Genomic DNA, 14466 nt, shown 5'->3' on the forward strand with positions numbered 1-14466 from the left:
ACTATTAACGGTTCTAACACGAAGGTGGAGCAGTCGACCTGAACCGCCCATTTCACCCTCATCCGATCATCGATCTGCCTTGTAGAAACCTTTCTAGTCGGTCACTGTCGCACAGAGAGATCCACCGTGTAAACGGTTCGTTTCGATCGGTTGTCAGGTGGCTTAGGAGATCCGTGCTCCTGGCCCTGGGGCAGGCGTCCTCGACCCGGACAAGGTCGCCGTCCAGCTCGAAGACGTCGCAGCCGTGGGCTTCGGACGTCTGCCCGTCCCCGCCGATCGCGCGGATCGTCCACCGGGTGACCGCGAAGTGGTCGCTGAAGAGTTTCCCCGTGCCGACAGCCTCCGGCCGCCGGCCCGCCGCAGGGGCGAGGTGCATCCGGAGATCTCGCTCGACCTCGGCACGACCGACGGACCGGACGCCGGACTCGGGACCCACCGAGAGCTGGAACTCGCACTCCGGCGCCATCAGGGCCATCAGCGCGTCCACGTTCCCGACGGCCCAGGCCGAAGCGAAGGCGTCGACGGCGGCCCGGCTGTTCCCGTAGGCCCCCGCTGCAGTCGTCGCGTGCGCCCGGCGTCGGCCCACTCGATCCGTGCCGCTTGAGGCACCCCGGACCGGGCGCGGGCGACGGGTGACAGTCAGCGATACGGCCGTGGCCGCGGCCCGGACAGCGGCCCCGGTGTCGTCACCACTGGCCAGGCACTTCGCGAGTACGCCACTGAACGTGTCGCCGGCACCGGTCGTGTCGACCGCAGTGACCGGCTTGGACGCTCTACACCCGATCCGGTCCACCGCAATGCGGGAGGCAACGGGCCGCACCGCTTCCTCCGGCGTATTCCAGATGGAGCCACAGCGTTATCCCAAGACGCTCTGTCGCGGGACGATACGACGGTCGCCTCCGTGCGACCGATCAGGCGGGCCGGTCGCTGGGTAGAATCGAGTATGGTTGTCTCACGCGATCGTGAGTGGAGCGCGACATACCGACATAAAGGGATGGGGTTCGGGGAGCCATGCCGACGCGCAGGCCCACGATGAAGGATGTCGCTGAGCGGGCGGGAGTCGCGGTCAGCACGGTGAGCTATGTGCTCAACGACAGCGGACCCGTCGCCGCCGACCGGCGCGTACGGGTGCTGGAGGCCGTCCGCGCGCTGGGCTATTTGCCGAACGAGTCGGCCCGCAACCTCAAGCGTCGCAGTGTGGCCACCGTCGGTCTTGTAGTCCCCGACCTGGCGAACCAGTACTTCGCGATGATCGCCGAGGGAGTGGAGCAGGCCGCGTCCGAGAAGGATGTCCTGGTGGTCTTCTGCACGCCGGAGGCAACCGGTGACGGCGAGTCCTGGAACAGCCGGTTGCTGCGCAGCCAGCGGCTCGACGGGCTCATCTACCTGTCCGGAGCCGAGACGCGGATGGAGCCTCTGGTGGAGCTGACCCGGGTCGGTCCCGTCGTCCTCGTTGACGAGAAGCTCCCCGGCTTCGGCCTGCCGTGCGTGGTCTCGCAGAACCGTCGGGGCGCGCGGGAGATCGCGGCCCACGTTACCTCTCTCGGGCACGAGCAACTGGCCATCCTCAGCGGCCCGCTCGAGCTCTGGACGGCCGAACAGCGCCTCTCGGGCTACCGCGAAGCCATCGCCGCCGCCGGGCTGGATCCCGACACCGTACCTCTGCTCGTCGGCGACTACCGGATGTCGTCGGGCGAGCAACTGGCCGCGGAGATCCTGAGCCGCCCCGCGGGCGAGCGGCCGACAGCGCTGATCTGCGCGAACGACCTGATGGCGATCGGTGCTCTCTCCTACTGTCGCCGCGCCGGCCTGCGGGTGCCGGAGGACGTCTCAGTGGTCGGGTTCGACGACCTGCCGTTCGCTTCCCTCCTCACTCCGGGTCTCACCACCGTCCGGCAGCCCGCGCGGGAGATGGGCGTGAAGGCCGCCAAGCTGCTGCTCGGCATGGTGGACGGCGCCGAGCCGGCCTCTCCGCCGCCTTCGTCGGTCTCGCTGAAGATCCGAGAGTCGACAGGACCGCTCCCCGCCGGCTGAGTAGCGTCCGGGCATCGAGGCCTGGGGAACCGGCATCCGACCGTGTGGCCGGGCACCAGCCCCTCAGGATTCTCTCCGTAGATGCCGCCGCTGAGCGCTCGCGGGGATGGCGTCCTCGTACGGCGCCGACGGCGCGATCGACCGGACCAAGATCGACTCCATGCACGAGCGCCGTGGTGCCCGGCACATCGACTGGGACGCCATCGGCCGGGCGGGCACCGCCGCCGGGGCAGCGTGAGCGAGTGCGACGAAGACAACGACTGAGCCGTCGCCCCCTCCGAGCACGCCATGGCGCCTTGGAACGCACCGCGCCCACCGATGCCTTCAGCGCGTTCTTCGCCGTGACCGTCGCGATCAGCGAGACGCACGAGGTGGGGATCCAGCCGACCGGTGCGCGCATCGACAACGAGGCTGCCGGAACCTGGACCATCGACCTACGGCATCGCCCGCTATACCACGCGGGACTGTCAAACGAGTGGTGTAACTGGCATTGCGAGATGTCGTATCAGTTGGTGAGCCCTTGTCTCCGTGCAGTTTGCATGGTCGACGGCGTCGTGGCCCGCGTGGACTGCGGATGGGAGGTATGCCTGTTACGCGAGGCCGCAGGGCGAGGCGTTAGCGACGGAGATCGGCAGATTCGATCAGTCGACTATGAGGTGGATTTTCGATCCGAGTTCGCCATGATCGGTCGGGGTCGGTCCCGTCAGTCGCCCCCTTCGAGGGCGCGGACGCTGACGGAATCGATGGCGCAGCGCGACCAGTCCAACTCGCCACGGACACCGAGTTCGTCGAGGATGACACGGTGCAGCCGGGCCCACACCCGCGCTTTGGACCACTGGGCGAAAATGATCAAGCTGATTCGAAGGCCCCGACCGGGAGAGGTCGGGGCCTTCAGTCGTCCGTCAGCGGACCCCGACGCTGGCCAGTGCAGCCCGCTGAGCTGCAGAAACCTTAGCGGGGAAGTACAGGTAGCAGACGCCGCCGGTGCCGGAGACCACCTTGCCGTCGGCGTTGTAGCGCTTCGTCCGCAGCCAGATGTTCTCCCACTGCCGCCGCTTGTAGACATGGCGGACCGCCTGGTTGGTGGGCGAGGCGGGGTCGTTGGCGATGACGTCGCCGTCGGCGGTGAAGCCGATGACGGTCATGAGATGGCCCGAGGTGCCGTACCCCGCCCCGTCCAGCTCCGTCTTGAGGAAGGACTGCGAAGTGATCAGCGGAATGCCGACGCTGATCAGCTTCTCAGCGTCGGTGAGCGAGCCGAGCCGGGTGACCACGCCCTGCAGGTCGCGGTACGTGGCGGCGTAGGCGGCGTTGAACGGCCAGTTGCCACAGCCGTTGTACTGGTAGTCGAAGGTGGACCGGGCGGCGTGGCAGACCTGCGGATCGGCGAAGTCCGGGTTGACCCAGGCCAGGTCCTCGGCGGTGGGCTTGCGTCCCCAGTACTCGATGATCATCTGCGAGGAGGTGGGGCTGCACCATGCCTCGCCGCCGTTGTCGTACTCCGGGTACTGGCCCTTGTGGGTCTCCTGCGAGTAGCGCGGTACGACGAGTTCGCGCCCGCCGCTCAGGCTCGGCTTCGAGGCGGGCACCTCGAAGCGGTCGGGGACGTCCGAGCCCATCGCGCCGACCCGCCACACCGTGGGAGTGAGCGTGGAGCCGGGCGTGCGGTAGAGGGTGAGCCGCACCTGGTAGGAGACCAGCCGCAGCCCGCTTCCGGGGGTGTCGATGGCGAGGGTGTCGGTCCACACCGAGCTCTTGTCGTCGCTCTGGCCGTCCACGGACGTCCGCCGGATCGAGGCGGCGCCGTCGTCGGATGCCCAGCGGCCCATCACATACCAGGGGGTCGCGGTGGAATCGGAGTAGGTGCCCTTCAGCTCGGCCTGGATCCAGGTGCCGGCCGGGGTGCGGGCGTTCCAGGAGACGATGGCCTCGGTCGCGGGGACGGAGAGCTTGCGGACCGGGGAGGTCCAGGTCGCGTACTCCCACGCCGCCTTGGTGCCGGTGTGTGGATCGGTGTAGTCCACGGTGCCGAGCGGGCGGGAGATCACGATGCCGGGGCGGGCGCCGGCCTCGGCGCGCACGCCCTTGGCGGCGCCGGTCCGCCATTGGGCGTGGCTGCTCCAGCCGTGGTACTCCGCGACGGGGCCGGCCTTCCTGCCCGCCGCCTTCCCCGCCGCGGTCCCGGCCGGTGCCGCGTCCGGGCGGTGCGCCCCGGAGGCCGCGGCGGCGGTCGTGGAGACGGCGGCCGCCCCCGCGACGCCGAGAGCGGCGGCGAGTACGGAGCGGCGAGGCGTGAATCCGGATCCGGTCATGCGGGGTTCCCCCAGTCGTCGTCCAGTCCATTGGGTCGGCGGGTGCGCGCGACGGTCGCACAACTATGCCGCCGCACGCGGTCCCATACCAGTGGTTCCCCGCCTCCCGCGGTCGTCAATAGTGGTGTGGACCAGTGGAGTGAACGGGCCCGGGGGGCCGTAAGGTGGTCGGCGATGCGGACTTCGGACCCGGCCGGCCCCCTCGATGCCCTCGCCCGGCGGCTGCTCGCCCTGCCGCCCTCCTGCGGTGGGGTCCGGCTGGTGGCGGTCGACGGCCACGCCGGTTCCGGCAAGACCACCTTCGCCGCCCGGCTGGCGGCGGCACTCGGTGACGCCCCCATGGTGCACACCGACGACTTCGCCACCCATGAGGAGCTGTTCGGGTGGGCCGGGCGGTTGCACGAGCGCATCCTGGCCCCGCTCGCCCGGGGCTCCGCCGCCTGTTATGCGCCGTACGACTGGGTGGAGCGCCGTTTCGCGGCCGCGCGGCGACGGCTCGACCCGGCCCCGGTCGTGCTGCTCGAGGGAGTGGGCAGCGGCCGCCGCGCGGTACGTCCGTATCTGGCCCATCTGGTGTGGATGGACCTGCCCGACCTCGCGTCCTGGCGCCGGGGACAGCTGAGGGACGGACCGGAGCTGTCCGCATTCTGGGACGGCTGGCGGCCCGCCGAGCGTGCGCATTTCGCCGCCGACCCCTCGCGTCCGCACGCAGGAACACTGATTCTGGAGCGCAGGACGGGGTACGAGGTGCTACCCGGGCCCGCTGCGAACCACGGAAACGCCCCTCGGCCTCACACAGCGTGATCCCGTGTGACCGGCCCGCCCGCACCCCCGCCCCGGCGTGTGACGCGTGCCTCAACTCGGCTTGACCCGGGGGCCATACAGGTCTTACGTTTCCAATGTGTGACTCGTGCGAGTCGCCCCAGAACGCGAAGCCCCCGGTCGTTCCCCCGTGATCGGGGGCTTCGCCCTTTCCGCCGCCTTTCCGTCGCCGCTTTTCGGGTGGATTGCGCGGCCACGCCCTCACCCTGGGTGACCATGTGGTTCCGGCCTTTGCGCGCCCCTTACACGCCCCCGCGCACACCCGCCCGACCTTGTGCCATTGCGACGAACAACCGTCCGGCACCCTCGGCCGGTGCCGCCTGCGCAGGTACGATGCGAAAAGGGGCAGTCGCCCCTGCGGCATCCACGGGGGCAGGGGTTGTGGGGGACGTGATGGATTTCGGCACGCAGAGTTCGCACGCCCCGGCCGATCTCGCCTGGCTGCGGGCCGTCGACGCCTACACGATGGGCGCGTACGCGCAGGCCGAGGAGGAGTTCCGGACCGCGGTGCGGCACGACCCCGGCATGGCCGACGCCTGGCTCGGACTGCACGCGCTGCGCGCCGACACCGCCACCGCGCTGCTGCGGATGTACCGGCACCGCGACCGCTTCGGCGAGCAGCGCGCCCGCCATCGCCGCACCCTCAACTCCTGGTACTGGCTGGGGTGGTGGGTCCAGCCGGTGCTGGAGACCAGCCGGGATCTGCTCCTCGCGCACGCCTCGCACTGGCTCGACGGCCGCCATGTCCCCGAGCTGGACCGGGCGCTGGCCGGCTGCCCGCCCGTGGAGGCCGATCCCCAGGCCCGCTTTCTGCACGCCTGCCGCGCCTACCTGGTCAAGGACTGGGAGCAGTTGGTGCGCCACACCGAACCGCTGCTGGACGATGCCTTCCTGGGCATCGAGTCGGGGCTCTTCGGCGGCATGGCCCGGGTCCGGCTGGAGATGTACAGCCAGGCCGAACCTCTGCTCTCCGCCGCGTTGATGCGCTGCCGCAGCGAACAGCCCCAGCGCAAGGAGCTGCGCTACTGGCTCGCCCGCGCCCATGAGGGCACCGGGCGCAGCGCCGCCGCGCACCCCCTCTACCGCGCGGTGCACCGTATCGACCCCACCTTCATGGACACCTCGGCGCGGCTCGCGGCGATAGCGGAGTCCGACGGTCTGGACGAGCCCGCGGACCTGGCCGCCGTCACGTTAGCGGGGGTCGGCGGCCAGGACGGCCGGGAGGTCACCACCACCGACCCGGCCGACCCGCCGGCCGCACCCGATCCGGGGGACGGCCGTGATCCGCGGCCCGCCGGCGAAGGCCCCGACGGCCCGCCGCTCATCGGCCCCTCCGTGGTGGGCGCGGGCGGGACGCGAGAGCGGTCCGGCCTGCCGCCCCAGCCCGGCCCCTCCGACCCGGTCATGCTGGAGAGCGCCCTGCGGGAGCTGGAGCGCATGGTCGGGCTGGAGCCCGTCAAACGGCAGGTGCGGGCGCTGTCGGCACAGCTCCATATGGCGCGGCTGCGCGCCGGGCAGGGCCTCCCGGTCCAGCCGCCCAAGCGGCACTTCGTCTTCTCCGGCCCCTCCGGCACCGGCAAGACCACCGTGGCCCGCATCCTGGGCCGGGTCTTCTACGCCCTCGGGCTCCTCGGCGGCGACCATCTGGTCGAGGCCGGGCGGGCCGATCTGGTGGGCGAATACCTCGGCCAGACGGCGGTCAAGGCCAATGAGCTCATCGACTCGGCGCTCGGCGGGGTGCTCTTCGTCGACGAGGCGTACAGCCTGTCCAACTCCGGCTACAGCAAGGGCGACGCCTACGGCGACGAGGCGCTCCAGGTCCTGCTCAAGCGCGCCGAGGACAATCGCGACCGGCTCGTCGTCATCCTCGCCGGCTATCCCGAGGGCATGGACCGGCTGCTCGCCGCCAACCCCGGCCTCGGCTCCCGCTTCACCACCCGCGTGGACTTCCCCAGCTACCGCCCGCTCGAACTCACCCGCATCGGGGAGGTGCTCGCCGCCGAGAACGGCGATGTGTGGGACGAGGAGTCCGTCGAGGAGCTGCGCAGCATCAGCGGTCATGTGGTGGATCAGGGCTGGATCGACGAGCTGGGGAACGGGCGGTTTCTGCGCACGCTGTACGAGAAGAGCTGTGCGTACCGGGATCTGCGGCTGTCCGGCTGGACGGGGACGCCGACCCGTGACGACCTCGCCACCCTGCGGCTGGCGGATCTGATGCAGGCGTACGGGGAGGTCCTGTCCGGTCGCGGCCCCATGTACCGCGACCCCCAGGACCCCCCGCCGGTGTAGCTCCGGTCCCTGCCGCGCCTACCGCCCCGCCATCGCCCGCTCGTCCGCCGACGGCGGTGCCGAGGACGCGCCCCCGGTCGTGGACGCACCGCGCGGCTCGCGCACCCGTCCGCGGTCCTCGTCCCGGTGGGCGGGGTCGCGGACCTCGCCGACCAGCATTTCCAGGACGTCCTCCAGGGCCACCAGCCCCAGTACCTTCCCCGAAGCGTCGGCGACGGCGGCCAGATGGGAGGCGGCGCGGCGCATCACCGTGAGGGCGTCGTCCAGCGGCAGCTCGGCCCGCAGCGTCTCGATGGGCCGCCAGACCCGCTGCGGCACGGCCCGCTCGGGGGACTCCAGGTCCAGGACGTCCTTCACATGGAGATAGCCCATGAAGGCGCCGCCGGGCCCGCGCACCGGGAAGCGCGAGTAACCGGTGCGCACCGTCAGCTCCTCGATCTGCCGGGGCGTGACCGAGGGGTCGACGGTGACCAGCCCCGCCGGGTCCAGGAGCACATCGGTGACCGGGCGGCTGCCGAGCTCCAGGGCGTCGGCCAGCCGCTCGTGCTCGCCGGGGTCGAGCAACCCGGCCTGGTGGGAGTCCTCGACCAGATGGGTCAGCTGCTCACTGGTGAAGACGGCCTCGACCTCGTCCTTGGGCTCGACGCGGAACAGCCGCAGCACCAGCCGGGCGCAGGCCCCGAGCAGCGCGGTGACCGGCCGGCAGAGCCGGGCGAAGGCGACCAGCCCGGGGCCCAGCCACAGCGCGGTCTTCGCCGGCGCCGCCATGGCCAGGTTCTTCGGCACCATCTCGCCGATGACCAGGTGCAGACAGACGACGAAGGCGAGCGCGACGGCGTAGCCGAGAGGGTGCACAAGCTGCTCGGGCAGATGGACGGCGTGGAAGACCGGCTCCAGCAGATGGGCGACGGTCGGCTCGGCGACCGCCCCGAGGGTCAGCGAGCAGACGGTGATGCCGAACTGGGCGGCCGCCATCATCTGCGGCAGGCTCTCCAGGCCGGTGAGGACCGTCCGGGCGCGCCCCGAGCCCTCGGCCGCGCGCGGCTCGATCTGGCTGCGGCGCACCGAGACGAGGGCGAACTCGGCGCCCACGAAGAAGCCGTTGGCGAGCACCAGAAGGGCGGCGAACAGGAGTTGTACGAGGCTCATCGGCCGTTCACCTTCTCCCTGGCGGCGGCACCGGACTGGATGAGGGGCGTACCCGTCTTCGTGCGGACGATGCGCACCAGCTCCGCGCGATGGTGGCCGACCTGCCGGACGGCCAGCTTCCAGCCGGGCAGCTCGGCGATGTCACCGGGGGCGGGGATCCGCGCCAGCAGATCGGCGACGAGTCCGGCCACGGTCTCGTACGGCCCGTCGGGCACCTCCAGGCCGATGCGGCGCAGCGCGTCGACGCGGCAGCCGCCGTCTGCGTCCCAGGCGGGGCGGCCGTCGTCGGTGACGGTGGGCACCAGATCGGGCGTGTCGGCGGCCGCGTCGTCGTGTTCGTCGCGGACCTCGCCGACCAGTTCCTCCACGATGTCCTCCAGGGTGACGACGCCCGCCGTGCCCCCGTACTCGTCGACGACGACGGCTATCGGCTGCTCGTTGCGCAGCCGCTCCAGCAGCGGCTGGACGGGCAGCGTCTCGGGGACGAGCAGCGGGGGCCGGGCGATCCGCCGGACGGAGGTGCGCAGCCGGTCCTCGGCGGGCACCGCGAGGGCGTCCTTGAGGTGCACCATCCCGATGACCTCGTCCAGCCGGTCGCGGTAGACGGGGAAGCGGGACAGCCCGGTGGCGCGGGTGAGGTTGAGCACGTCCACCGCGGTCGCCGAGGACTGGAGCGCGCTGACCCGCACCCGGGGGGTCATCACATGCTGGGCCGTCAGCTCGCCGAGCGAGAGGGTCCGGACGAACAGATCGGCGGTGTCCTGCTCGATCGCGCCGGCCCGCGCCGAGTGGCGGGCGAGCGAGACCAGTTCACCCGGGGTGCGGGCGGAGGCCAGCTCCTCGGTGGGCTCGACGCCCAGGGCCCGCACCAGCCGGTTGGCGACGGTGTTGAGCAGGGCGATGACGGGCCGGAAGAAGCGGGCGAAGGCGTACTGCGGGCCCGCCACGAAGCGGGCGACCTGCAGCGGCCGGGAGACCGCCCAGTTCTTGGGCACGAGCTCGCCGATGACCATCTGGACGGCGGACGCCACCAGCATGCCGAGCACGACGGCGACGCCGGGGACGGCGCCGTGCGGCAGTCCCACCGCGTCCAGCGGCGGGGTCAGCAGACGGCCGAGCGCCGGCTCGGCGAGCATGCCGACGACCAGCGAGGTGATGGTGATGCCGAGCTGGGTGCCGGAGAGCTGGAAGGACAGCTGGCGCAGCGCGTTGACGACGGTACGGGCGCGCCGGTCGCCCTCGTCGGCCGCGCGCTCGGCGTCCTGCCGCTCGACGGTGACCAGGCCGAACTCGGCGGCCACGAAGAAGCCGTTGGCGAGGATGAGGACGAGTGCCGCGGCAAGCAGCAGGAGGGACAGGGTGATACTCATGCCGCCGCCTTGTGGTCGGCGGCGGCGCAGGTACTACAGGACGATCCGTCCATCTGCGGAGGGAGTCACTCCTCGGGTCGCAGGGAAAGCCCGCCGGCTGCGCGCGCGGAGCGCGGGCAGACTGACGGCGGGGTGGGGCACCGTTCGGCCCCGGGCAACAGAGTAATCAAGGATGGGCTGGGGAGGGCAGGCCCCCAGGGCCGATCAGTGGCTTGTGTCACCGGCCCGGCCCGTGCCGTGCCGCTCGGCGAGCGCGCGCAGGGCGCGCGCGTCGCTGATGGCCTGTGCCTTGGCGATGCCCGGCTGGATGCCCATGGCGGGCAGGCTGGTGCCGTCGGCCAGGTCCAGGTAGACCCAGGGGTCACCGGGGCGCAGATTGACCCGGAGCACCTCGGCCCACTCCAAGCGCCGCTTGGTCGTGAGGTTGACGACGGTCACCCCGTCCGCCTCGGCCACCACCTTGGGGCGGCAGAGCAGCACCAGCACCCCGAAGAACAGCAGTCCGGTGACGATGAAGCTGGTCTTCTGGCCCGGGGTCAGGTTCTCCAGGAGCAGCCCGATCGCGGTGAGGACGATCACAACGGCGACACCGACGGCCATCAGGACGGCACGGGTCCTGGTCGGCCGGAAGGTGACGGGCAGGGCGGGCGGGGGCGCGGCGGCGGACACGTGGTCGGTCTCTCGTGCGAGGAAGCGGGAAGGGGCGGCAGGGGTCTCGGAGGCGGCGGGCTCAGAGGCGGCAGGCGTGGATGCCGGTGGTGAGGATCGCCCGCGCCCCCAGCTCGTACAGCTCGTCCATGATCCGCTGGGCGTCCTTGGCCGGGACCATCGAGCGGACCGCGACCCAGCCCTCGTGGTGCAGCGGGGAGACGGTGGGCGACTCGAGGCCGGGGGTGAGCGCCACGGCGCGCTCCACCTGCTCGACCCGGATGTCGTAGTCCATCATCACGTAGCGCCGGGCCACCAGGACGCCCTGCATCCGGCGGAGGAACTGCTGCACCTTGGGATCGTCGGAGGGGTCGCCGGTGCGGCGGATGACGACCGCCTCCGACTCCAGGATCGGCTCGCCGATGATCTCCAGGCCCGCGTTGCGCAGGGTGGTGCCGGTCTCGACGACATCGGCGATGACCTCGGCGACGCCGAGCTGGATGGCGGTCTCGACCGCCCCGTCGAGGTGCACCACGTCGGCGTCCACACCGTGGTCCGCGAGGTGCTTGGTGACCAGGCCGGCGAAGGAGGTGGCCACCGTCATGCCGCCGAACTCGCTGACGTCCTTGGCCGTGCCGGGGCGGGTGGCGTAGCGGAAGGTGGACCCGGCGAAGCCCAGCTGCATGATCTCCTCGGCCTGGGAGCCGGAGTCCAGCAGCAGGTCACGGCCGGTGATGCCGATGTCCAGCCGCCCGGAGCCGACGTACACGGCGATGTCCCGGGGGCGCAGGAAGAAGAACTCCACCCCGTTGTCGGCGTCGACGAGGACGAGCTCCTTGCGGTCCTTCCGCTGCCGGTAGCCCGCCTCATGGAGCATCGCCGACGCAGGCTCGGAGAGTGAACCCTTGTTGGGGACGGCGATGCGCAGCATGAGTGTTCTTTCCTTCGGTCGCGAGGGACAGGCTGGGATACGGGTGAGTCAGAGGTGAGCGTAGACGTCGTCGAGGGTCAGGCCCCGGGCGACCATCATCACCTGGAGGTGGTAGAGGAGCTGCGAGATCTCCTCGGCGGTGGCCGCGTCGCTCTCGTACTCCGCGGCCATCCACACCTCGGCCGCCTCCTCCACCACCTTCTTGCCGATGGCGTGCACACCGGCCTGGAGCAGCTCGGCGGTGCGGGAGGTGGCGGGGTCCGCCGTGGCGGCCTTCTGCTGGAGCTCGGTGAAGAGCTCCTCGAACGTCTTCTTGGACATGATGTCCGTCATCCTACTTGGGTGGGGCGCCACCACTCAGCGCCAGGGTTCGGCGACCGAGCGCAGGGTGGTGGCGGTGGCGACGGCGGCGGTGACCGCCTCGTGGCCCTTGTCCTCGTTGGAGCCGGCGAGCCCGGCCCGGTCCAGGGCCTGCTCCTCGGTGTCGCAGGTCAGCACCCCGAAGCCGATGGGGACACCGGTGTCCACGCTGACCTGGGTGAGGCCCTGGGTGACGCCCTGGCAGACGTAGTCGAAGTGGGGAGTGCCACCGCGGATGACGACGCCCAGCGCCACGATCGCGTCGTAGCCGCGGCCCGCGAGGACCTTGGCGACCACCGGCAGCTCGAAGCTGCCGGGCACCCGCAGCAGGGTGGGCTCGTCGATGCCCAGCTCGCCGAGGGCGCGCAGGGCGCCGTCTACCAGCCCGTCCATCACCTTCTCGTGCCACTGTGCGGCGATGACGGCGACGCGCAGGTCCCCGCAGTTCTTCACGGACAGTTCGGGGGCACCCTTACCGCTCACGTCTCTCCTCGGTGCAGATCTTTCATACGTACGGGTGTACTGGGTGTGCTGGGTGTGCTGGATGTGCTGGGTGTACTGGGCGTGCTCACTGATTGCCGCAGGCGCACACGGGCTCCGCGCGGTCGCCGTCCAGCCACGGCAGGTCATGCCCCATCCGGTCCCGCTTGGTCCGCAGATAGCGCAGATTGTGCTCCCCGGCCTGGACGGGCATCGGCTCCCTGCCGGTGACCCGCAGCCCGTGCCGGACCAGCGCCGTGGTCTTCTCGGGGTTGTTGGTCATCAGCCGCAGGGAGCGCACGCCGAGGTCGGCGAGGATCTCCGCGCCCGCGGCGTAGTCGCGGGCGTCGGCGGGCAGGCCGAGCTCCAGATTGGCGTCCAGGGTGTCCCGGCCCAGCTCCTGGAGCTCATAGGCGCGCAGCTTGGACAGCAGCCCGATGCCGCGCCCCTCGTGGCCGCGCAGGTACAGCACGACGCCGCGCCCCTCGGCGGTGACCCGCTCCAGCGAGGCGTGCAGCTGGGGGCCGCAGTCACAGCGCAGGGAGTGGAAGACATCGCCGGTGAGGCATTCGGAGTGGACCCGCACGAGGACGTCCTCGCCGTCGCCGATCTCGCCCTGGACGAGTGCGATGTGCTCGACCCCGTCGGTGGTCGCGCGGTAGCCGTACGCCCGGAAGTCCCCGAAGGCGGTGGGCAGCCGGGTCTCGGCCTCGCGCCGCACCAGGGGCTCGGCGGGCCTGCGGTGGGCGATCAGGTCCTCGATGGAGATGATCGCCAGACCGTGCTTACGGGCGAAGGCGACCAGCTCGGGCAGGCGCAGCATCGCACCATCCTCCCCCGCGATCTCCACGATCGCGGCCGCCGGGCGCAGCCCCGCGAGCCGGGCGAGGTCGACCCCGGCCTCGGTGTGGCCGTTGCGGGCGAGCACGCCGCCGGGGCGGGCGCGCAGCGGGAAGATGTGGCCGGGGCGGGCGAAGTCGCCGGGGGTGCTGTCCGGGGCGGCCAGCAGCCGCAGGGTGGTGGCCCGGTCGGCGGCGGAGATGCCGGTGGTGACGCCGTGCCCGGCGGTGGCGTCGACCGAGACGGTGAAGGCGGTGCCCATGGACTCGGAGTTCTGTTCGACCATCTGCGGCAGATCGAGCCGGGCGATGTCGGTGGCGTCCAGGGTGGCGCAGATCAGCCCGCGGCACTCGGTCATCATGAACGCGACGATCTCCGGGGTGATCGTCTCGGCGGCGACGATGAGATCGCCCTCGTTCTCCCGGTCCTCGTCGTCCACGACCACGACCGGGCGGCCCGCGGCGATGTCGGCAATGGCCCGCTCGACGGTGTCCAGCGCCAGCTCGTCGGGCCACTCCCTCGTGCCGCGCGCGGCCCGCAGCGGTGCGGCGGTGGTCGTCGGGGCCGGCTGCGGCTCGGTGACCGCGTATGCCTCACTCATGCGATGGCCTCCTTGTCCTGGGCGCCGGTGTCCCGGCCCAGCAGCCGCTCCACGTATTTGGCGAGCACGTCCACCTCGAGGTTGACCGGGTCCCCGGCCTGCTTGACCCCGAGCGTGGTGAGCGCGAGCGTCGTCGGGATGAGGCTGACGGTGAAGTAGTCGGGGCCCGCGTCGACGACGGTCAGGCTGATGCCGTCGACCGTGATGGACCCCTTCTCGACGACATAGCGGCTCAGCCCGGCGGGCAGCGAGATCTTCACGATCTCCCAGTGCTCGGAGGGCTTGCGCTCGACGATCGTGCCGGTGCCGTCGACATGGCCCTGGACGAGGTGGCCGCCGAGCCGCCCGCCGAGTGCCATCGGGCGCTCCAGGTTGACCCGGGAGCCGACGGCGAGCGCGCCGAGGCTGGAGCGGTCGAGGGTCTCGGCCATGACATCGGCGCTGAACTCGGCGCCCCCGCCGCCCTCGTGGATGTCGACGACGGTGAGACAGACGCCGTTGACGGCGATGGAGTCGCCGTGCTTCGCACCCTCGGTGACGACGGGGCCGCGCACCTGGAAGCGGGACGCGTCGCCGAGGTTCTCGATGGCGACGATCTCACCCAGTTCTTCGACAATTCCGGTGAACACT

At 71.3% G+C, this 14466-nt stretch carries 14 protein-coding genes and 1 pseudogene; 4 read left to right on the plus strand and 11 right to left on the minus strand.

Going from position 1 to position 14466, the window contains the following annotated elements; genetic code table 11:
• Window positions 1-58 precede the first annotated feature (58 nt).
• Window positions 59-793, minus strand: a complete 735-nt coding sequence (locus tag ABZU99_RS06695; protein ID WP_356043489.1) for a PfkB family carbohydrate kinase — start codon at window positions 791-793, stop codon at window positions 59-61.
• 239 nt (window positions 794-1032) lie between these two features.
• On the opposite strand from ABZU99_RS06695, the gene ABZU99_RS06700 reads away from it, so the two are divergent.
• Window positions 1033-2034, plus strand: coding sequence for a LacI family DNA-binding transcriptional regulator (locus ABZU99_RS06700; protein WP_356043491.1), 1002 nt, complete (start codon window positions 1033-1035; stop codon window positions 2032-2034).
• Window positions 2035-2140: 106 nt separating this feature from the next.
• A complete protein-coding gene (locus ABZU99_RS06705; RefSeq protein WP_356043496.1) occupies window positions 2141-2272 on the plus strand; it encodes a hypothetical protein in 132 nt (43 codons plus the stop codon).
• 278 nt (window positions 2273-2550) lie between these two features.
• Here the strand turns inward: ABZU99_RS06705 and ABZU99_RS06710 are convergent.
• Together ABZU99_RS06710 and ABZU99_RS06715 are read right to left on the minus strand one after the other, a co-directional pair.
• A pseudogene (locus ABZU99_RS06710) lies at window positions 2551-2872 on the minus strand (IS5/IS1182 family transposase); the annotation flags it as partial.
• A gap of 64 nt (window positions 2873-2936) precedes the next feature.
• Window positions 2937-4346 carry a peptidase C39 family protein gene (locus tag ABZU99_RS06715; RefSeq protein ID WP_356043499.1) on the minus strand — a complete coding sequence of 470 codons (1410 nt, stop codon included), beginning with the start codon at window positions 4344-4346 and terminating at the stop codon, window positions 2937-2939.
• Window positions 4347-4520: 174 nt separating this feature from the next.
• Between ABZU99_RS06715 and ABZU99_RS06720 the strand changes: the two genes are divergently transcribed.
• Both ABZU99_RS06720 and ABZU99_RS06725 read left to right on the plus strand, forming a co-directional pair.
• Window positions 4521-5150 (plus strand): hypothetical protein, encoded by a 630-nt coding sequence (locus tag ABZU99_RS06720; protein ID WP_355941352.1) that lies wholly within the window; start codon window positions 4521-4523, stop codon window positions 5148-5150.
• 411 nt (window positions 5151-5561) lie between these two features.
• On the plus strand, window positions 5562-7457 hold the full coding sequence (locus ABZU99_RS06725) for an AAA family ATPase (RefSeq protein WP_355941349.1): 1896 nt from the start codon (window positions 5562-5564) through the stop codon (window positions 7455-7457).
• Between the two features lie 18 nt (window positions 7458-7475).
• Here ABZU99_RS06725 and ABZU99_RS06730 read toward each other — a convergent pair whose 3' ends face one another.
• The 8 genes from ABZU99_RS06730 to ABZU99_RS06765 form a co-directional block, all read right to left on the minus strand.
• Window positions 7476-8606 carry a hemolysin family protein gene (locus tag ABZU99_RS06730; protein ID WP_356043502.1) on the minus strand — a complete coding sequence of 377 codons (1131 nt, stop codon included), beginning with the start codon at window positions 8604-8606 and terminating at the stop codon, window positions 7476-7478.
• Entirely contained in the window at window positions 8603-9970 is a 1368-nt protein-coding gene (locus tag ABZU99_RS06735) for a hemolysin family protein (protein ID WP_356043879.1), read from the minus strand. The genes ABZU99_RS06730 and ABZU99_RS06735 overlap by 4 nt, the downstream gene beginning before the upstream one ends.
• A gap of 210 nt (window positions 9971-10180) precedes the next feature.
• Entirely contained in the window at window positions 10181-10645 is a 465-nt protein-coding gene (locus ABZU99_RS06740) for a PH domain-containing protein (RefSeq protein WP_356043505.1), read from the minus strand.
• Window positions 10646-10706: 61 nt separating this feature from the next.
• Window positions 10707-11555 carry an ATP phosphoribosyltransferase gene (gene hisG / locus ABZU99_RS06745; protein WP_356043508.1) on the minus strand — a complete coding sequence of 283 codons (849 nt, stop codon included), beginning with the start codon at window positions 11553-11555 and terminating at the stop codon, window positions 10707-10709.
• A 48-nt stretch (window positions 11556-11603) separates the two neighbouring features.
• Entirely contained in the window at window positions 11604-11876 is a 273-nt protein-coding gene (locus tag ABZU99_RS06750) for a phosphoribosyl-ATP diphosphatase (RefSeq protein WP_355941565.1), read from the minus strand.
• 36 nt (window positions 11877-11912) lie between these two features.
• Window positions 11913-12398: a 6,7-dimethyl-8-ribityllumazine synthase gene (gene ribH, locus ABZU99_RS06755; protein WP_355941338.1), complete on the minus strand. Its 486-nt coding sequence runs from the start codon at window positions 12396-12398 to the stop codon at window positions 11913-11915.
• 85 nt (window positions 12399-12483) lie between these two features.
• Window positions 12484-13836 carry a bifunctional 3,4-dihydroxy-2-butanone-4-phosphate synthase/GTP cyclohydrolase II gene (locus tag ABZU99_RS06760; protein WP_355941335.1) on the minus strand — a complete coding sequence of 451 codons (1353 nt, stop codon included), beginning with the start codon at window positions 13834-13836 and terminating at the stop codon, window positions 12484-12486.
• Complete coding sequence (locus tag ABZU99_RS06765; RefSeq protein WP_356043512.1) at window positions 13833-14465, minus strand: riboflavin synthase; 633 nt, start codon at window positions 14463-14465, stop codon at window positions 13833-13835. The genes ABZU99_RS06760 and ABZU99_RS06765 overlap by 4 nt, the downstream gene beginning before the upstream one ends.
• Window position 14466: the final 1 nt, after the last annotated feature.

Source organism: Streptomyces sp. NPDC005266 (assembly GCF_040607655.1).
Taxonomy (GTDB): domain Bacteria; phylum Actinomycetota; class Actinomycetes; order Streptomycetales; family Streptomycetaceae; genus Streptomyces.